The organism is Bacillus sp. LNXM65 (genome assembly GCF_002998575.1).
GTDB lineage: Bacteria > Bacillota > Bacilli > Bacillales > Bacillaceae > Bacillus.
On record NZ_PVRB01000003.1, the window covers coordinates 348,648 to 368,671 of the forward strand.

Genomic DNA, 20,024 nt, shown 5'->3' on the forward strand with positions numbered 1-20,024 from the left:
GTTTATCTACTCCTTCAGCACAGCTTGAATATATTTTTCTGGTGTTGATAGCATTTCCGCTGCTTGATTGATATAAGGAGCAATGAACTCTGTCCCTAACCCAATGGCAAGCGACAAGATCACAAGCAGTACGCCAGGGTACACCATTCCTTTAATCGACGGTTTCCTTCTTCGCATATCTTGTTCCTCGCCCCAAAATGCGAGCATGAAGATTCTCATAATCGAATAAAGGACAAGAAGGCTGGACAGTAAGACAAGGATAGAAAAGGTCATGTGTCCAGCAGAAAAACCACCTTCTACAATCTTTAGCTTTCCAACAAAGCCACTCAGCGGCGGAATTCCTGCCAGTGATAAAGCCGAAATGAAAAACATCCACCCTAGTAAAGGCTGAGATTGAATCAGCCCGCCCATCTTTTTCAAGTGGTTTGTGCCAGCGTACACGAAGAGTGCACCTGCCAGCATAAATAAAGCGCCTTTAATCACCATGTCATGAATGAGATAATAAATGGCCCCTTGGAGTGAGGCAGGTGTATTGGCAGCAATCCCAAACAAAATGACCCCCACGGCTGTGACAATGTTATAGATCACGATCTTTTGCACATCAGAATAAGCAATAGAGCCAATCACACCGAATATCACTGTTAGAGCGGCAAACCAAGCCATGAGTGTATGTGTAAACCCTGTATCATGTATAAAAATTAACGTAAAGACTCTGGCAATCGCATATAAACCAACCTTTGTCAGCAGTGCGCCAAATAGAGCAGAAATAGCCGCTGGCGGTGCATGATATGATCCTGGCAGCCAGAAATAAAGCGGGAAGATCCCAGCTTTTAAGCCAAATACAATGAGGAACAGAATGGAAATGACAGTGATTAATCCTGTTTGCCCTGATTCAGCGATCTTCACACTTAAATCAGCCATATTCAGTGTACCAGTGACTGCATATAAACAAGCGACACCGACGATAAATAAAGCCGATGAGATGATGTTAAACACAATGTATTTGAGTGATTCACGAAGCTGAGGCTTTGAACCGCCTAACACAATGAGCATGTAAGACGCCATTAGCAGTAACTCAAAAAATACAAACAGGTTGAAAATATCGCCTGTTAAAAAGGCCCCACTTACGCCAGCTAACAAAAACTGCACGCCAGAGTAATAGAACAGCCGCTCCTTTTCCTTCCCAATCGTTTGAAAGGAGAAAAGAACTGTCACTAGCCCAACGACGGAAGCGGTCAGCACAAGGAGCGCAGCAAACTGATCGGCCACAAGGGCAATCCCAAATGGTGCTTTCCAGCCTCCTAAATAGAGGGTTTGAATCCCATTTGTAAAAATGGTTTGGACTAAATACACATTACAGACAATGGCTGAGAGCGAAGCAAACACACTAAAGCCTCTTGACAGCATGATGTTCTTATTCATAAAGATCAATAGTGTAGCAGCTAATAATGGAATTAAAATAGGCAGGATCACGAGATTATTCATGCTGATCATTTCCTCTCATTTGATCCATGTCATCTGTTCGCAGCTCTTGGAAGGCACGGAAGGCCATGACAAGTAAAAAGGATGTCACACCAAAAGCAATGACAATGGCTGTTAAAATTAATGCTTGTGGTAATGGATCTACATAGGATGTGAGCCCCTCTTTTAAAATAGGAGGAGCTCCTTTTTTTAAGCCGCCCATTGTTAAAAGAAGCAAATGGACGCCGTGACTCAAAACAGCAGTACCGACGATGACCCGCAGAAGGCTTTTTGAAAGCATTAAATAGGTCGCCGCCATAAAAATTATACCGACGATAATAGACATTAGAAATTCCATTATTCCTTCTCTCCAATCGTTTGAATAATGGTCATGGTGACACCGACAACAACCAAATACACACCGATATCAAACAGTACGGCTGTCGCCAGTTCTGTTTTCCCTAAAAACGGCAGTTGGAAATAATCAAATGCATGGGATAGAAAAGGTGCACCGAATAGAAATGATCCCATACCCGTCAGGATCGCGACGAGCAGCCCGGTCGCTGCAACATAAATAAAGTTAAAGGGCAGAATACGTCTCACTGTTTTCAGATCATAGGCTAAAAGCAGAAGAACGACAGCCCCAGCACTCATCAGGCCGCCAATGAACCCCCCGCCAGGATTGTTATGTCCCGCAAGAAATAAGTGAAGGGAAAAAAGCAGGATGATGAATGCTGTGATTTTTGTTGTGACTTGTAAGAGCATATCATTCGTATCAATCTTCCTCATCGCCGCACGCCTCTCTTCCGTTTTCCTTGTGCCTTTAATAATCCATAAATACCGAGTGCCGCAATGGCAAGTACGGTAATTTCAAAGAGTGTATCAAAGCCCCTAAAATCAACAAGGATGACATTGACAATGTTGTCTCCGCCTGCAAGCTTGTAGCTGTTTTCAATAAAGTAAGACGCAATCGTATCAAGTGACTGATTGCTTGTTGAAGCGAAAGCAAGGCATGTCACAATGACACCAACACCTACTGAAATAATGAGATTGGTCATTTTAAATTTCCTTGTTTTTTGCTTCATGCTCAGCTTTGGCAAGTGATAGAAGCAAAGTAAAAACAGTGCCACAGAAATTGTTTCAATAATTAACTGGGTGAGGGCAAGGTCAGGTGCCCTGAAAATAACAAAAAATAGTGACAGCGTATACCCCATGACACCTAGCCCGATAATGGCTGTTAAGCGAGAACGAGCAAACACAGTCGTGAGGGTTGCTGCTATCATCACTAATGACAGAATGACCTCGTACGTGCCGATTGGAGCAGCATGCTCCATATTAAATGAGAAGGCATTCTGATAAAACATGACACTCCCAAGCACGATAATCATGAACCCAAACACATAGACAAGGTAATCACGAAGGAAACCGGTCATATAACTGTTCGTCAGGCGATAGGAGCCTTTTTCTAAGCCGATCAGTGAACGGTCATATAAGGAGTTAAATGACCATTTCTCCTTAAATATGTTGTACATTGGACGCCATTTCGACAACGTCAAATATCCGATAATCCCTAAAGCTACAACACCTATTGTCATATAAAGCTCTGGCTGAAAGCCGTGCCATGCTTCAATTTTGACAACAAACCGTTTTCCTGGATCAATCGCATCGGGAATAATGGCTGCAATCGCAGGTTCAATGACAGAATAAGCTAGAATATTTGGGAAGAAGAAAAAGGTGACCACAAGTGCAGCAAGGATAATTGGCGGGATGAGCATACCAATCGGTGCTTCATGCGGCTTTTTTTCTAATTGATTTAACTGAAGATTGCCTCTAAATGTTTTAAAGAGAAGCATCATACTGTAAATGAACGTAAAGACACTAGCGAGCCAAGCAATCGCTGGGAAAATAGCGCCCCATGTCGAAATATCTGTAAAGTTAATCTCAGAAATACGTAGCATACTTGTGAAAAACAGCTCTTTACTTAAGAAGCCGTTAAATGGCGGGAGTCCAGCCATTGAGAATGTACCGATTAACGTAATCGTAAAGGTAATCGGCATGATGGTCATTAAACCGCCTAATTTCCGAATGTCACGAGTGCCTGTTTCGTGATCAATGATACCAGCCGCCATAAAGAGACTGCCTTTAAACGTGGCATGATTAATTAAATGGAAGATCGCAGCGAGAACGGCCGCGCCGAAAAAGGCGGGGTTGTTTTCATGGATTGCAGCTGCTCCTACACCCAGCATAAGCATAATCATCCCGAGCTGACTAACGGTAGAAAAGGCAAGAATGGCTTTTAAATCGTTTTGACGAACGGCGTGGAATGATCCCCAAAATAATGTCACAAGTCCAACGATGGATATGGTCCAAAACCACACCTCTGAAATAGCAAAGATTGGACTGAAGCGGGCAACAAGATAAATACCAGCTTTCACCATCGTAGCAGAATGCAGATAACTGCTCACAGGGGTAGGTGCTTCCATTGCATCAGGCAGCCAGATATAAAATGGGAACTGCGCTGATTTCGTAAAGGCACCAAGTAAGATCAGAATCATGGCAGGGATAAAGTAAGGTGATGCCATAATGAGCTGAAGCTGATTGACTGCTTCACGAATACTAAATGAATCAGTAATCAAATAGAGGAGGATAAAACCACCGAGCATAGCTAATCCGCCAAAAACAGTAATAAGCAGTGATTTGGTTGCTCCATATCTAGAGCGTTCCCGCTTATACCAATACCCAATTAAGAGGAAGGAAGAAATACTTGTCAGCTCCCAAAACAAGTAAAGAACCACCATGTTGTCAGATAGAACGACACCGAGCATAGCGGTCATAAACATTAACAAATACGTATAGAAAGAGCCAAGCTGTTCTTTTTCTTTTGATAAGTAGAAAATACTGTACAAGACGACAAGTGCGCCAATACCTGTAATCAATAGCGCAAATAACAAACTAAGACCGTCTACATACACAGTGAAATTCATTCCTAGAGAAGGAATCCATTCGACCTGTGAAAATAACGTTCGTCCATTTGATGTCATCGTAATCATCTGGACAAAATAGCTAAATAATAGAATAGGCAAGATAAGAACAAACCACCCTGTATGTATACGCTTTACGTATTTAAAAAGAAAAGGCACAACAAACGCAAGCAAAAAAGGCGATAGGATGGCGAAGTGAATAAGCTGCAAGAAAATAAACCTCCTTCAATCAATATAAATTCACGTTCTAAAGAACTGGTAAATAAAATTATAGCGTAAATACAGACATAGTGCATTGGTTTGAACTGATTTACAGTAAACTGTATTTGTTTTGAGTTCTTTTGACCACAAAAAATATTTTATCAAAAATGAAACTCATTGTATATTGTTTTGTATTTCGTACATGCTTTTCTTAAAGGAGCTGATTACATGAAACTAAAAGCGGGCATCAGCTTAAGCATATTCTGCACGATTTTAGGAGGAGCATTCTTCATAGAACGAAATGATCAAAAAAGGTGGCAGGCGGAAAGTGAATGGCCGTTGTTTTCAGAACATCTTCTCTATATGACCTATCAAGAGGCAAGACAATATCCATTCCAGCCAAGAGAATATATACGCGTGGTCTCTGCCGAAGAATAAAACCCTTATAGGAGAAAAGAAATATAAAAAAAGCATGTGCCCGTAATAGAGCCCATGCTTTTTATTGTTTGATTAAGTAAACATTCTAAGTAAGATTGTTGCGCAGATCACAGTTGCTGCTCCGCCAAGACGTGTAGATACTTGTGCGAAAGGCATCAGACCCATTCTTCCAGAAGCTGAAAGGATCGCAACGTCACCAGTACCGCCAAGTCCGCTGTGACAGCCTGTCACAATCGCAGATTCTACTGGGTACATGTTCATCAATTTCCCAACGAAGTAACCTGAACCAACCATTCCAAGAACGACAGCGATACATACACAAACAAATGGAATAGAAATCACTGTTGCTACATCATCAAGTGGAATGTATAGAATTCCGAGACCGACCATAAGCGGCCATGTAAAGCTTCTTGATACAAACTTGTAGAACTGCTGTGAGCCATCTTGCAGATGCTGAGGCATCACGTTTAAGTATTTGATTAAAGCGGCAAGTACAATCATTAAGATTGGACCTGGAATATGAACAAAGCTTTCTAACAAACCACCAAAAATGAACGTTGTACAAGCAACGAGTACACCAGCACCCATTAACCCGAAATCAACTTTTGGATCCATATCAGGCTGTTCAAAAATTTCATTTGCCTCTTTTGATTTTACAAGACGGCCATTCCCGTTTAGTTCAGGACGTTTTTCACCAAGCTTCTTCATTGCGCCAGCACAGATAATGGCAATGACGTTCCCAATGACGGCAGCAGGAATTAATTGAGAAATTAATGACTCTGCTGATACACCAAGAATTTGTGAATAAGCAATAGATAATGGCAAAATTCCTTCACCAACACCACCGGCAATAATCGGAACAATAATAAAGAAGAACGAATGATGCGGTGTGTAACCAACTAAAAGACCAACAAGAATTCCAGCAGTCACAGCTGCAATTGTACCTGCAACAAGAGGAACAAACATACGAATAAGGCCTTGTACTAAAACAGTTCGCTGCATCCCAAGAATACTACCTACTACAAGAGCAGAAATATAGAAGTAAAGGAAGTTCGACGTTTTCATAAGAGACGTAACCGCTTCCAACGAGTTCGGATTCAGAACATGAAAAAAGACCAGGAACGATGGTACGAATAAAGAAAGAATCGCCGGTCCACCAATATCTTTTAAGATCGGAATACGTTGTCCTATATCTCCAAGGAAAATCCCCAAAATCATAATAACAGCGAAACCACCAAGCATATTTGCTGGAATTTTATTAAAATAAGCGGCAGTTAAAATAATCGCTGCAAGTACTAAATACACAGGTAAGTCAATAACACCAATTTTCCAAGACATGATCTTACGGAAAACGCTTTTATTATTGTCAGAATCGTCTGTAATCGATTTCAATTGTTGTGTATTAGCCACATAAACACCCCCAAATGCTATTTGTCTCAATTGTAGAAGATTCTGTGACACTCATCTATTTATTAAACTAAATTAAGTGTAATAAAAGTAAAATAAACAGGAGTTTTTATGTTTTTATCATACAAAAATCCCCTGAAGGTAGTTTATCCTTCAGGGGATTGATCATACATCGTATTTATCGTTTTCCTTTTAAATAAGGGGTCCCAAGTGCTTTCGGTGCATCTGCCCGGCCGATGAAGCCAGTGAGTGCTAGGATGGTAAGCACATATGGTGCAATGAGCATATACACGTTCGGTATATCTTGGAATAGCGGCAGGAGAGAGCCAATGATGCTTAAACTTTGAGCAAATCCAAAGAATAAAGCAGCGCCCATTGCGCCGAATGGGTGCCATTTACCGAAGACAAGCGCAGCTAGTGCGATGAAGCCTTGTCCAGTAATGGTAGCATGTGAGAAATCAAGTGCGATGGTCGACGCATAAACAGCTCCGCCAAGACCACCAAACAGTCCACTAATAAAGACGCCGATATAGCGCATCCGGTACACTTTGATTCCCATTGTATCAGCAGCCATTGGATGTTCTCCGACTGCACGAAGACGAAGACCAAACGGCATTTTAAATAAAACAAACCAAGCAACAACCGCAAGCGCTAATGCGAGTATGGACGTATAATAAACATCTTTAAAGAATATATCGCCAATTATCGGAATGTCACTTAAAAGGGGAATATCACCTTTATAGAAAGGCTCTGTAATTTTATCTGTTTGTGCTTTCCCGTAAATGAGTTTCACGACAAACAGCGTAGCGCCAAGTGCCAGCATGTTAATGGCAACACCACTGACCGTTTGATCTGCCCGGAATGTAATGGTTGCAACTGCATGAATCAAAGAGAACAATCCGCCGATTGCCATTCCGACGAGGAGCCCAAGCCACGGGGTCAACGCCCCAAACGTATCAGCATAAAATAAGTTAAAGATAATACTAGAAAATGCTCCGACGACCATCAAACCTTCAAGACCGATATTCACAACACCTGATCTTTCTGAAAAGACGCCTCCAAGAGCGGTTAAAATAAGTGGTGCAGCATAGACAAGTGTAGCTGGGACGATGATTTCAAGAATTTGCAGAAATCCCACTTATTTTCCCCCCTTTTTCTTCATTTGGTTCATCACAAGACGGATAATATAGCTTGAGGCGACGAAAAGAATAATGATCGCAATGACAATATCAACGACCTCAGTCGGTACGCCAGATTCAAGCGGCATATTTAAAGCACCGACCTTCAATCCACCAAGCAGCAGCGCAGCAAGAACAACACCAACAGCAGTATTTCCACCTAATAAAGCGACGGCGATTCCATCAAAACCTACACCGGTAAACGAGCCTTTAATTGAGGCATATTCAAATGTGCCAAGACCTTCCATTGCGCCTGCAAGACCTGCAAAAGCACCTGAAATCAGCATCGCATAAATGATATTGCGACGAACGTTCATACCAGCATAATGGGATGCCTGCTGGTTCATTCCAACAGCCCGCAATTCAAAGCCTTTAGAGGTTTTTTGAATAATGACCCACATCACGACCGCAGCTATAATGGCAACAAAAATACCATTGTGCATCCGGGAGAAATCGGTAATTTGTTCAAAAAATCCAGAGCGAAGCGAGGCAGTGGCATCGATTTTTTCTGTTTTATCTTTATTATTTGTTAAGACATTTGAGATCAAATAGTTTGTAACATGAAGGGCAATGTAGTTCATCATGATCGTGACAATCACTTCATGAACATAAAAACGAGCCTTTAAAAACCCAGGAATAAAGCCCCATAATGCACCAGCAGCAGCTGCGGTGATGAGTGCAAGCGGCAGATGGATATACATAGGTGCATGGACAGTTGTACCGATCCATACAGCAGCTACCCAGCCAATCAGCATTTGACCTTCTACACCGATATTAAAGAGACCTGTTCGAAATGCAAAAGCAACAGCAAGTCCTGATAAAATGTAAGGTGTGACTTGTCTGATGGTTTCTCCCATATAATAGGTTTCACCGAAGACGCCATTCCAAAGGGCGCCATAGCCTTCGATGACACTATAACCGCTTGCCAGCATAATAATGGCCCCAACAAAAAGACCAAGTACAATGGCTATAAGCGGAATTAGCAGATTTGTTAAGCGATTAGACATTTGCTTCGTTCCCCACTTCCTGTTGCGTACTTCCAGCCATTAATAGACCAAGCTCTTGCTCTGTTGTTTCTTTTGGATCAACGATGGCAATAATGCTGCCTTCGAAAATAACAGCGATCTTATCACTGACATTGATAATTTCATCAAGCTCAAAGGAGATGAGCAGGACGGCTTTCCCTGAGTCCCTTTGCTCAATCAGACGCTTATGAACAAATTCAATTGCACCAACATCAAGTCCTCGTGTCGGCTGAGCGGCAATTAATAAATCAGGATTGCGGTCAACTTCTCGGCCAATAATGGCTTTTTGCTGGTTCCCGCCTGACAGGGCGCGAGCCTCTGTATATTCACTCGGTGTTCTTACGTCATACTCCGCAATGATTCGTTTTGCTTTTTGGTAAATATTTTTCATATTCATCAAGCCAAATTTTGAGTATGGGCGCTGATAATACGTTTGTAAGGAAATATTTTCTCCAATTGAAAAATCAAGCACAAGTCCGTGTTTATGACGGTCTTGAGGAATATGTCCAATTCCAGATTCGGTCACCTTCCGAGGCGGAAGGTTTTGAATGGCTTTCCCGTTTAGCTTGATCGTGCCAGACTCTGATTTTTTTAGACCAGTAATGGCTTCAATTAATTCAGATTGACCATTGCCATCTACTCCAGCAATTCCGACAATTTCGCCAGCCTTCACTGAGAGGTTGAGATGTTTGACTGCCTCAATTCCTCGCGCGTCTTTTACCGTAAGGTCTTGAATTTGAAGCACTTCCTCAGCAGGGGAGGCGTCTTTTTTGTCTGTTTTAAATGAAACTTCACGACCGACCATGAGGCTCGCAAGTTCATCTTTATTTGTGCTTTCCACATCAAGTGTACGAATGCCTTGGCCTTTTCGGATAATGGTCACACGGTGACAGGCATCCATAATTTCTTTCAGCTTATGGGTAATTAAAATAATGGATTTGCCTTCATTGATTAAGTTTTTCATAATTTGTATGAGTTCTTTGATTTCTTGAGGTGTTAAGACGGCTGTTGGTTCGTCGAAGATCAAAATGTCAGCGCCGCGGTAAAGTGTTTTTAAGATTTCTGCACGCTGCTGCATGCCGACAGAGATGTCAGATACTTTTGCGGCAGGGTCTATTTTTAAACCATAGCGGTCAGAAAGCTCTTGTACTTGCTGTATGGCTTGTTCTTTGTCGATCTTTCCAAACTTCTTAGGCTCTTTTCCTAAGATGATGTTTTCAGCGACGGTGAATGTATCGACAAGCATAAAGTGTTGATGCACCATACCGATGCCTAAATCACTAGCATCATTTGGACTAGAGATGGTCACAGGTTTTCCGTGTACCTTGATTTCACCTTTTTCAGGCTGATACAGTCCGAAAAGCACGTTCATAAGCGTTGATTTTCCAGCGCCGTTTTCACCAAGCAGCGCATGAATTTCGCCCTTTTTTAGCTGCAGCGTAATGTTGTCGTTTGCTACAATGCCAGGGAACTCTTTGCGTATATTCAACATTTCAATGACATAATCCACAGGTTTAACCGCTCCTTTTTTAGGGTGCTGATAAAGATAAAAACTAGCAAAAGAAAAGCTGCAAAGCGAGGCTGCAGCTTTTCTTTTACCACCTTTTACGAATAAAGAGGAGGTAAAGGAGAGGCAAGGGGATAAGGCGCGCTTATCCCGATGCTCAAATTAAGCTTTAAAATCTTTTAGTTCATCACGTGTTGCAGGGATTTTGACTTCACCCTTGATGATTTTTTGTTTCCATTCTTCTACTTTCTTCAATACATCTTTATCAAGGTTGTCCTGAGATGGAGAAATGTCAACAGCGCCTTCTTTCAGACCGTAAGTGATCACTTCGCCGCCAGGGAATTTACCTTCTTTTGCTTTCGTTGTTAAGTCTTGTACCGCTGTGTCTACTTTCTTAATCATAGAAGTAAGAGTGACACTTTGTTTTGTTCCAGGTACTTTTCCTTCGTCATACTGGTCTTTATCTACACCAATAACCCAAACTTTACGGTTAGGATCAGCTTTTTTCAGGTTTTTCGCTTCTGTGAAGACACCAGTTCCAGTACCGCCAGCTGCGTGATAAATGATGTCGACGCCAGATTTGTACATGCTTTCAGCTGTTGCTTTACCGATGTCTGCTTTATCGAATGCACCAGCATATTTCACTTCCACTTTTGCTTTCGGGTTAGCTGCTTCAACGCCTGCACGGAATCCAACTTCGAATTTTCTGATTAATTCAGAGTCAACGCCGCCAACAAAACCGATTTTGTTCGATTTTGTAGAAAGAGCAGCCGCAACACCTACAAGGAATGATCCTTCATTTTCGTTAAACATAATGCTGGCTACGTTGTCTTTTTTCACAACTGCATCAACAATACCAAAGTGATTATTTTTACGTTGATCTGCGATTTCACTAATAGAATCTTGCATTAAGAAACCAATTCCATAAATCAGGTCGAATTTCTCGCGAGCAAGTGTGTTTAAGTTCGTTGTATAGTCAGCGTCTGATTTAGATTGTAAGTAATCAAAGCCGTTTTTACCTTTTTTTAAATTGTTGTCTTTCCCAAAAGCTTGTAAACCTTCCCAAGCTGATTGGTTAAATGATTTGTCATCGACACCACCGACATCAGTTACCATTGCAACAGTGAATTGATCTTTATCTTTTTTGCTTTCACCGCTGTTTGAGCCAGAGTTGCCGCATGCTCCAAGGATGGTTCCTGCTGCTACGACTAAGGACAATGCTAGTCCAATTTTGCGCTTCTTCAAAACATAACCCCCTATAAAATTTAAAAGTTTCAGAAAAGTCTCGCGAAAAAAGACCGTTCTACCTCTTCTCACCCTTCTGAATAGGGTATTTTATCCTGCTTTCTCCTGAAACTTATGGAGGGCAGGAGAGAAGATGTAAGACATCAGACTTATATCTCGTTGAACTAATCAATCATAATTTATCATTTCCAATCGAATAAATAAATAGAAATTTGTTTTATTTTTAAAAAAATGTTAAAAGGCTAAATTCGATGTCTTTTTATCTGCTGAAATATGATATAATGCCGCTTTTGTGATGTGCTCTACTACAGTAGAACCGCTGATATCAAGGGGTTTGTGACATCGTGTGCCATAAAAAAACATCTGGCCTCTGTAAAAGGTCAGATGTGTCAAATTATAGATATTGCTGAATCAAATTCATATTTGTTGTACTGAGTTTATATTGGAAAACAGGACGTCCAATTGTCCCGTATGCCATTTCGACATCAACTACTTCGATGTCCTCAAGGAATTTCAAGTATTTTCTAATGGAGACTTGAGAGATTTCTGTATGATTTGCTAGGTCTTCGGTCGTGAAAGCTTGATGACCGAATGATTGAATACTTGTCCAGATGAGTTTGAGTGTGCTTTTGGTCAGGCCTTTTGGCAGAAGGACTTTTTCTGTCTCTGCTTTTTTATGAAAGAGCTTCGCATCTAAATCATTTTGCGAGATGCTGTTCATCGTTTGGTACAATGCGTGTTTACGTTTATACTCTGAGAGCGCTGATTGGAAACGTTCAAACTCAAATGGCTTGATTAAATAATCAACGGCCCCGTTTCGCATCGTTTGCTGGATCACGTCGACTTCATTGGCAGCTGAAATGACAATGACATCAACAGAATGATTTTGTTTGCGTATTTCTGATAATAGGACCAGTCCATTTTGTCCAGGCATATAAATATCGAGCAGTACAAGGTGAATGGCTTCTGTTTTTAAGATGTCCAGTGCCTGCTGAAAAGAGGTGGCAATCCCTATTAATTCAAAACCGTCGATTTGGGTCAGGTAGCGTTTGTTCAGCTCCCCAACCATTGGGTCGTCTTCTACTATTAACACATTAATCATGTGAATCCTCCTTTTGTTTATACGGAATGCGGAGACTAAAGGTCGTTCCTTCTCCTTTTTCACTCGTGACAATCAGGTGTCCGTTCAATTTTTTGATGCTTTGGTCAACAAAGTAGAGACCGAATCCTCTGTCTTCTCCTTTAGTTGAAAAGCCTTGATCAAACATGATGTCTTGTTCGTCTTTTGTGAGACCAACACCTGTGTCCGTAATCTCAATATGAAGCTGCTCCTGGACGTATCGGAATGAGATTGAGATGTTTTTTGTCTCAGTATGAGAAACAGCATCGAGTGCGTTATTTAACAGGTTGCCAATCACGGTAATGAGATCATGCGTCACTGCTGGGTCCTCTGAATTTGGGACTTGTGTGCTGCATATGACTTCTAAGGTCGCGCCTTGTTCCCTGATGTAGCTTTGTTTTCCTAGTAAAAATCCTGCTAAAACAGAGTTTTTCACATGGTTGATGATTTCATTTGTTTCCGTTTGCTGATAGATCGCAATATCTTTGATATAGGTGCCAAGGTCATCGTAGTTTTTGAGCTGAACCAGTCCTAAAATAACATGAAGCTTGTTCATAAATTCATGTGACTGGGCACGGAGGGCATTTGCATACATTTTGACTCCGCTCAGCTGCTCAGCCAAGTGTTTGACTTCTGTTTTGTCACGGAAGGTGGCGATTGCCCCAACAATCTCGCCTTTTACCGTAATCGGGACCTCGTTAAAGACGAGCTCCAGTCCGTTCATTCTCACGTCGCGGTCAAGCAGCGGCTTGCGTGTTTCAATGACTTGCTTTAAGCCGCTTGAAGGGAGGAGCACCTGAACATCTTGTTCTCTAGGATCAACCATAATGCCCATATTATGAAAGAGCCGTTTGGCTTCAGCGTTGGCCAGCTTGATTTTACCGTGCTGATCGACCGCAAGAATCCCTTCTTTTGTTGATTCTAGCATGGCGCTTCGTTCTTTTAATAATGTAGCGATCTCATCTGGCTCTAGTCCAAACATAATTTTCTTCACTTTTCGTGCCACAATGAGTGCTCCGATGATACCAGAAAGAAGGCTGAGCGATATGACGAAGTAGAGTGGAAGTAAGCTTTGATGAATAATCAAGTCAATTTCCTTTAACGTAATCCCTACTGCCACAGCCCCGAGCTGCTTTCCATCTTGATCATAAACAGGAACAAAAGCACGCATGGATCTGCCAAGTGTTCCAGAAGCCGTACTAATATGTTCTTTACCCTGTAATGCTGGTTTTTCATCACCGCCAGCAAACCGCTTCCCGATCTTCTGCGGATTTGGATGGGTTTTGCGAATACCGTTCATATCCATCACGACAACGAATTCAGTTTTGGTGATTCGCTGAACACTTGTTGTATATTGACGAAGTACTGAATATGATCGATTTTCTTCTAATGATTTCGCTGTGATCGGAGCCTCTGCGACCATTTTGGCAGTGGAGAGTGCGATGTCACGTTCCTGCTGATGAATGTTCTTAGCTGTTTCCGACCAGATCGTAAAGAATGTGATACAAAGGGAGATCAGGACAACGATACAAACAAAAATCGTCAGCCGTGTTTGCAGTCTTAATGTTTTTTTCACGAGTATACCCCTAACGCACGATTTTTTCGTAATAGTAATACTTTAACGGGAAAATGTAAGTTTGTGAAGGAATGTACGTGCAAAATCACAAATTTGATTTTGCTGCCAGTTTACTTTGAAAGCATCTTGTCAATCCGTTTTAAGTGAGCCATAATAAATGTGAGCTTATGAGAAAGGATCTATTTATGAAAAATACATATTTGACTGGATATTTTCCGCTGATTTCGATTTTACTATTCAGCTCTGCTTTTTCGATTTTCACAGTAGGGATCACGACTGATTTCTTGACTCAAGCAGGTATTTTAAAAGGAATGCTGGAATTTTTCTCGGAACAGGGCATCAGGCTTGCTCTTTTTGCTGCTTTTGCACTTGTTTATTTTATGATTTTATCTGCCTTGAAACTGATTGCAGATACGGTGTTAGAGCTGGCACTACTCTTTTTCGCGAAAGATCCTGAAGGGGAGAACTTAAAGAAAATTCGGATTGCATCCGTTGTTTATTTATTTGCCAGCTTGCTTGCATTTCTGTTGACGCATCAGCTGATTCTGCTTGTCGGACTGTTTGTTTTAGCAAGTCTTGTCTATTTTATCTGGGTTGTGGTTCGCATTTATCAATCGCTTTCTATGCTGAATTTAATTGGATTTATGATGTTTATTCTTCTGTTTTGGGCAACGTTTTTAATCGGCATTTTGTACTTATTTATTAAGCTTTATAACAGTGTTATGGCGAGTCTGCCTTCTTAAACAGACAAAGAAAGCATCCTCCACCATCGGAGGATGCTCAGCGTGTAGACAAACCCTCGCATTCGGTGTCAGGGCTGCGTTCCGGTGCTCACGAATATTCAATTCGCTCCGCTCCGGTACTCGTCCTTCCTAGACTGCAAAGGTTTTCAGGTCACGCTGAAAAGAAGACAAAGGGCTAAAATAAAAATCATTTTAGCCCTTTGTCAACAATGTGAGCATCCTCCAACATCGGAGGATGCTTTTTTATGAAAGAAACCGTTTTTGAATATCGGGTGTAGGCATCATACAAGATGTTTTTTGACCGAACCATTTGTAGCGATTTTTCGCCATCCGCTCATAAAACCAATCACGGATAGGGCGGGGAATGGCAATGAGTAAATAACTCCATTTGTAGATCCCTTTTAAATACCGCGTGGCTTTTAAGATGCCTGTCGACTTCGTATAAAGGGTGCCTTTTTCAATATAAATGAATGAATTGAACTCATCTAAAGGCAAACCATTTTCTTTTAAAATGCGCTGCCCTGTATCTGATTGTAACGAAGCAAACATCATTCGCTCATCTGGATCACGCTTAATCACAAACTGAACAGCGCCGCTGCACACGTTGCAGACACCGTCAAATAAAATTAAATGGGGTGGATGTGTTGAATGCATTGCAATCAAACCTCCTGTTTATCTGGCGTATTGCATCGTATTTTTCCAAATACGTAAGTGCGGGCTGGAGCTGTAAATTGATTCAACCGTTCCTCTATCTCTTCCAACCCATACACCCATTGTATATTGATCTGTCAGTCCAACAAACCAAATGTCTTTGTAGTCATTGGATGTCCCTGTTTTACCACCAATGTAAGGGGAACTGAAATTCGCTTTTTTCCCTGTTCCGCTTTTTACAACGGAGGCAAGCAGTTTACGCATGGTGTCATTTGTCCGCTGAGAATACACTTGCTTCGGTGACTCTTTCCACTTGTAAAGGGTCTTACCGTTTAAGTCTGTTACCTTTGTGATCGAATGACTTTGCGTGTAAGCTCCTTGATTACCAAAGACGGTATACGCATCTGTTATTTCTAGCGGTGAGAAGCCCTTCGTAAATCCGCCAAGTGCAGAAGGAAGGCGATAATCATCCGCTACGATATGCTCGAATGAGAATTTCTCTAAATAGCTGAAGCCTTTTTTGACACCGACTGTATCCAGCATTCGGATCGCAGGTGTATTGTAAGAGTTCTTAAAGGCTGTTTCAAGTGTGACGGTTCCATACGTTTTATGATTATAGTTCTGCGGACAGTATCCGCTGCTGCAAAACTTGCCGGCACTGATTTTGCTTGAAGCTGTTGCACCGGTTTGGTCGATGTAAGGACCATAGTCTAAAAGCGGCTTAATTGCAGAACCAGGCTGTCTTTGCGCTTGATAGGCGTAGTTGAAATCAAACTTCTTATAGTTTTTTCCGCCAGCAAGTGCGACAATTTGATGCGTTTCATGATTAATGACCGCTGATCCGCCTTCTACACCTTGGTAAGGGAGTTGCGCATTGAGCTGATAGACGGCTCGTTGCTGTAAGGAAGGATCAAGTGCCGTATAAATTTTGACACCATCCTGAAGCAGGGCACTAACTTTTTCAGATAATTCTTTTTGAATGGCTTTTTTTGCTCCATCTGTTTTGGCTTTCTTCAATCGTTTTGTAAAGCCTTCCTGATCTGACACAAGATCAGTAAATTCCTCATTGGTATATGTCACATAGTCAGGATAAAGGTTTTTCTTTTCACTTAAGGACAGGCTGATTTTTTCTTTGACGGCTTTTTTGTATTGCTTTTTGGTGATGACGCCGTCTTTCTTTAAAATACCAAGCAGTCGTTCTTGGCGTTTCTTCGTGTGCTTGAATTGTTTCAATGGGTCATACAGTGTTGGGTTGTTTGGAATCGCAGAGATAAATGCCATCTGTGCAAGCGTTAAAGAACTAAGCGGCTTATCAAAATAGTAATTAGCCGCAGAACCGACACCGTAAACACCATTACTGAAATAAATCGTATTTAAATAGCTTTCGAGAATTTCATCTTTCGAGAATTTCCGCTCTAATTCATAGGAATAGAGAAGCTCTGTAAACTTTCGGGTGAACGAACGTTCATGGCTTAAATATAAGTTGCGGGATAACTGCTGTGTGATCGTACTCGCTCCTTGGCTGATGCCATGGTTTTTGACATTTGAGGCAAGGGCACGAACAACCCCCATAAAGTCAATGCCTTTATGGTCATAAAAGTTCCGGTCCTCTGAGCGGAGGAACAGCTCCTTCACAGAATCAGGAATTTTATCATACGTCACGAACACTCGGTTTTCATCGTTTGATACGATCTCAGAGATGAGAGAACCATCCCGATCATACATATAACTGTTTTGGGAAAAATCTATCTTTTCCAGCTTGATTTTTTGATCAAGCACTTCGTTAACAGGCTTGACACTTGCAGCTTCTTCCTTTGATAGATAAAAAGTCAGAACAAATAATGGAATGAGGGCAGCAAGTAATAACCAACCAATGATTGCACGAAACATGAGGTCACTCACTTTCTTCAATTTTCTAGCCATATCGTACCATTCTTTTGCGAATACGAGAAGGTTATTTTTAGAAAAGAATGGGCTTGAAGACTAGTGAATAAGGCTTCTACACATGAAAAAAGAGTACCTGATGCTGGATCAGACACTCCTTTCTTTTGTCTTCCCATGCGAGCGGACCGTCCATAAAAATAACGCGCCAAACAGAAAAATTCCGGCGGTGACATAAAAGACAGCTGGAATCCCGTAATGACTCGCCACAATGCCGCCAATCACCGGACCGACGACATTCCCAAGAAAGCGGAAGCTGACATTGTATCCAAGCACTTCCCCTTGCATAGAGGCAGGTGCTTTGATCCGAATATACGCTGTCGTACACGGAATAATCCCGCCAAGTGCCATTCCGTATAGAAAACGGAAAAGTACTAACATCACATAGGAATCCGCCATCGCTTGCGGGATGAATAAAATAGAGGAGAGGATGAGAAGGGCAAGCAGCACCTTGTCGTGACCAATTCGATCTCCGAGATCTCCCCATTTTCGTGTAAAGAGCAAATTGCCAAGTCCAGTTGCAGAGAACGCAAGACCCGCATAAAATGCGAGATTAACAGGACCGTGTAAATCATGAATGTATAAAGCCAAAAGTGGCTGAATGCTAAAATTCCCTACTTGTGTAATAAACGTTAAAAGCATCGTGACCACAAGCAAAGGCTGTTTGAAAATATGAACGAGCACATCCTTCCGTGAGTAAGAAACGCGCTTTGCTTCTTTTGAACGGATGGGCTGTTCTTTCACTCCGAAAATAATCACAATAGCTGACACATAAATGACAGTCGCTGTGAGGAAAAACGTATAAATAAATCCGACGCTGTCTGCCATGAATCCGCCCATTAATGGACCAAACAACCCCCCGGCAACATTACTCATCTGCATCGTTCCAAGGGTTTTACCTGCAGTTGCCTTTTCCGTCTGTGCAGAGATCAGTGCCATTGAAGTCGAGATAAAGCCTGTGACAAGCCCCATGAAGAGCCGCAGTGCGAATAGCTGATAAACGGTTTGCACAAGCCCCATTAATAGAATACTTGTTGCAATCCCAATTCCGTTAATGAGCAAAATCTTTTTATAGCCATGACGGTCACCAATCCGTCCCCAAATCGGAGAAATCAGAAAGGCCGTTAAAAACGTGACCCCAAAGACATAGCCGCTCCACCTTTGGACAAATTCATTTGAATAGCTGCTATCAAGAGATTCTATGTAAAGTGATAAAAAAGGGACGATCATTGTAATGCTGGCAGATACAAAAAAGTTCACAAACCACATGATGTACAAGTTTTTCTTCCTGTTTGTGATAGAGACCACCTTCTTTATTTATTTCGTGTTCCTTAATAATTATAAAGGAAAATAAACGATCTTTCATCTGATGATAGGTTGGGCATAGTGAATCTGCATTATTTTCAAGAAAATGAAGTGATTTCAAGGTCCGTCTTAATATAATGATATCAGGATGAAAAACTGACGAGAAAGTGAGGTGAGACTGGTGGAACAGAAGGCGGTGCTTGTGGTCGATTTTGAATTTACGATGCCTGATGGAAAGTATCATCCACAAAATTTTTTTCCTGAAATTATTGAAGCTGGGGTAGTGAAAGCGGCAAGTGAAACGATTATAGACACGTTCTCTAGCTACGTCAAACCGAAAAAGTTTCCGAAGCTGACGAAACGCTGTAAATCGTTCCTCGGCATTACGCAGCAGGATGTAGAGAGCGGAATTTCCTTTGAGGCGTTTATCGAGAAGCTCGTGTCGCTTGATGAGGGAGAGGATTGTGAGATTATTACATGGGGCAATATGGACATGAAGGTGCTGAAGCAAAACTGTATGCTCAATCACATCGCCTTTCCTTTTAAGGGAAAGCTGAGGGACCTCGCCTTTGAGTATAAAACCTTTTTTGGTGATCGTACACTGACAGGGCTTCGCAAAGCGGCAAAGGAATACGGCAGTGAAGAAGCTGGTAAGCATCATAAAGCACTTGATGATGCCATGACGACTTATCAGCTGTTAACCCTTTTTGAAAAAGACAGAGCCTATGTGGAAAATCCGCAAACAACCAAAATTGGTGAGCTGATCGATTTCTCACACTTTTTTGATTCGGCTGATTAGCGGGCGTCTTCTGGAAAATAATCTTTTTCGAGAGAAGATAGGCATGCTCTTGATTTTTCAGCCCATTTGGAATCATCCGCATGGAGCGTTTGTTTTAATTTATCTACAGCTTCTTTTAGTGATACTTGATAATCTGGTATACCGCCATCATAAGGCTTCACCATATGATGAGGGATATTCGTCTGTTCACGATAGGCCAAAGCCCGTCTCTCTTGGAAAAAAGGCACGTCTGCTTCTTTTGGGTGATGCAGGTCGCCTTGAGTGGGATGTGTCAGAACGGCTTTTACTTGAACGAGATAGGTCGATGGTTTCACTGCTGTCACTTCCCCAACGTAAACACCTGTTTTGTAAAATCCTTTCACAACTTGTCCAATTTGAATGTCTGTCATGTGAAATTCCTCCATTTCCTTCTCGCAGGAAGGTATTTCATTTCTTTTAGCCAATAT

At 41.7% G+C, this 20,024-nt stretch carries 18 protein-coding genes; 3 read left to right on the top strand and 15 right to left on the bottom strand.

All coding sequences use genetic code 11. The features are described 5' to 3' along the window. Positions 1–6 precede the first annotated feature (6 nt). The 4 genes from C6Y03_RS07835 to C6Y03_RS07850 are packed head-to-tail and all read right to left on the bottom strand — an operon-like array spanning position 7 to position 4,652. Positions 7–1,485, bottom strand: a complete 1,479-nt coding sequence (locus C6Y03_RS07835; protein WP_034659818.1) for a Na+/H+ antiporter subunit D — start codon at positions 1,483–1,485, stop codon at positions 7–9. Beyond that, positions 1,478–1,819: a Na(+)/H(+) antiporter subunit C gene (locus C6Y03_RS07840; RefSeq protein ID WP_003213576.1), complete on the bottom strand. Its 342-nt coding sequence runs from the start codon at positions 1,817–1,819 to the stop codon at positions 1,478–1,480. Before C6Y03_RS07840 ends, C6Y03_RS07835 begins: the two co-directional genes overlap by 8 nt. After that, a complete protein-coding gene (locus C6Y03_RS07845) occupies positions 1,819–2,250 on the bottom strand; it encodes a Na(+)/H(+) antiporter subunit B (RefSeq protein ID WP_034317176.1) in 432 nt (143 codons plus the stop codon). Before C6Y03_RS07845 ends, C6Y03_RS07840 begins: the two co-directional genes overlap by 1 nt. Then, a complete protein-coding gene (locus C6Y03_RS07850; RefSeq protein ID WP_106039126.1) occupies positions 2,247–4,652 on the bottom strand; it encodes a Na+/H+ antiporter subunit A in 2,406 nt (801 codons plus the stop codon). The genes C6Y03_RS07845 and C6Y03_RS07850 overlap by 4 nt, the downstream gene beginning before the upstream one ends. Before the next feature lie 219 nt (positions 4,653–4,871). On the opposite strand from C6Y03_RS07850, the gene C6Y03_RS07855 reads away from it, so the two are divergent. Beyond that, positions 4,872–5,081, top strand: coding sequence for a hypothetical protein (locus C6Y03_RS07855; RefSeq protein WP_012011099.1), 210 nt, complete (start codon positions 4,872–4,874; stop codon positions 5,079–5,081). Between the two features lie 72 nt (positions 5,082–5,153). On the opposite strand, the gene C6Y03_RS07860 is transcribed toward C6Y03_RS07855, so the two are convergent. From C6Y03_RS07860 to malK, 7 genes are all read right to left on the bottom strand, one after another. Continuing rightward, positions 5,154–6,491: a 2-hydroxycarboxylate transporter family protein gene (locus C6Y03_RS07860; protein WP_003213451.1), complete on the bottom strand. Its 1,338-nt coding sequence runs from the start codon at positions 6,489–6,491 to the stop codon at positions 5,154–5,156. 175 nt (positions 6,492–6,666) lie between these two features. After that, positions 6,667–7,626, bottom strand: a complete 960-nt coding sequence (locus C6Y03_RS07865; protein ID WP_060597207.1) for an ABC transporter permease — start codon at positions 7,624–7,626, stop codon at positions 6,667–6,669. Beyond that, the gene (locus C6Y03_RS07870) at positions 7,627–8,673 is read right to left on the bottom strand and encodes an ABC transporter permease (RefSeq protein ID WP_003212654.1); all 1,047 of its coding nucleotides are present in this window, start codon (positions 8,671–8,673) and stop codon (positions 7,627–7,629) included. It lies immediately after the preceding gene. Beyond that, positions 8,666–10,201, bottom strand: coding sequence for an ABC transporter ATP-binding protein (locus C6Y03_RS07875; RefSeq protein ID WP_060597206.1), 1,536 nt, complete (start codon positions 10,199–10,201; stop codon positions 8,666–8,668). The genes C6Y03_RS07870 and C6Y03_RS07875 overlap by 8 nt, the downstream gene beginning before the upstream one ends. A gap of 159 nt (positions 10,202–10,360) precedes the next feature. Next, entirely contained in the window at positions 10,361–11,443 is a 1,083-nt protein-coding gene (locus tag C6Y03_RS07880) for a BMP family lipoprotein (RefSeq protein ID WP_034659810.1), read from the bottom strand. 394 nt (positions 11,444–11,837) lie between these two features. Next, positions 11,838–12,545, bottom strand: coding sequence for a response regulator (locus C6Y03_RS07885; protein WP_066030473.1), 708 nt, complete (start codon positions 12,543–12,545; stop codon positions 11,838–11,840). Next, entirely contained in the window at positions 12,538–14,139 is a 1,602-nt protein-coding gene (gene malK, locus C6Y03_RS07890) for a malate sensor histidine kinase MalK (RefSeq protein WP_034659806.1), read from the bottom strand. The genes C6Y03_RS07885 and malK overlap by 8 nt, the downstream gene beginning before the upstream one ends. A 185-nt stretch (positions 14,140–14,324) precedes the next feature. Between malK and C6Y03_RS07895 the strand changes: the two genes are divergently transcribed. Next, positions 14,325–14,882, top strand: a complete 558-nt coding sequence (locus C6Y03_RS07895) for a YufK family protein (protein ID WP_060597205.1) — start codon at positions 14,325–14,327, stop codon at positions 14,880–14,882. 243 nt (positions 14,883–15,125) lie between these two features. Here C6Y03_RS07895 and C6Y03_RS07905 read toward each other — a convergent pair whose 3' ends face one another. From C6Y03_RS07905 to C6Y03_RS07915, 3 genes are all read right to left on the bottom strand, one after another. Beyond that, positions 15,126–15,536, bottom strand: a complete 411-nt coding sequence (locus tag C6Y03_RS07905) for a thiol-disulfide oxidoreductase DCC family protein (protein ID WP_106039127.1) — start codon at positions 15,534–15,536, stop codon at positions 15,126–15,128. Positions 15,537–15,554: 18 nt separating this feature from the next. Next, on the bottom strand, positions 15,555–17,456 hold the full coding sequence (locus C6Y03_RS07910; protein ID WP_045210149.1) for a transglycosylase domain-containing protein: 1,902 nt from the start codon (positions 17,454–17,456) through the stop codon (positions 15,555–15,557). A gap of 108 nt (positions 17,457–17,564) precedes the next feature. Next, positions 17,565–18,743, bottom strand: coding sequence for an MFS transporter (locus tag C6Y03_RS07915; RefSeq protein ID WP_317615033.1), 1,179 nt, complete (start codon positions 18,741–18,743; stop codon positions 17,565–17,567). Between the two features lie 217 nt (positions 18,744–18,960). Here C6Y03_RS07915 and kapD point away from each other — a divergent pair, with 217 nt between their 5' ends. Continuing rightward, positions 18,961–19,578, top strand: coding sequence for a 3'-5' exonuclease KapD (gene kapD / locus C6Y03_RS07920; protein WP_034659799.1), 618 nt, complete (start codon positions 18,961–18,963; stop codon positions 19,576–19,578). Here kapD and kapB read toward each other — a convergent pair. Continuing rightward, positions 19,575–19,967 carry a kinase-associated lipoprotein KapB gene (gene kapB / locus C6Y03_RS07925; RefSeq protein WP_034659797.1) on the bottom strand — a complete coding sequence of 131 codons (393 nt, stop codon included), beginning with the start codon at positions 19,965–19,967 and terminating at the stop codon, positions 19,575–19,577. The genes kapD and kapB overlap by 4 nt on opposite strands. Between the last annotated feature and the right edge of the window lie 57 nt (positions 19,968–20,024).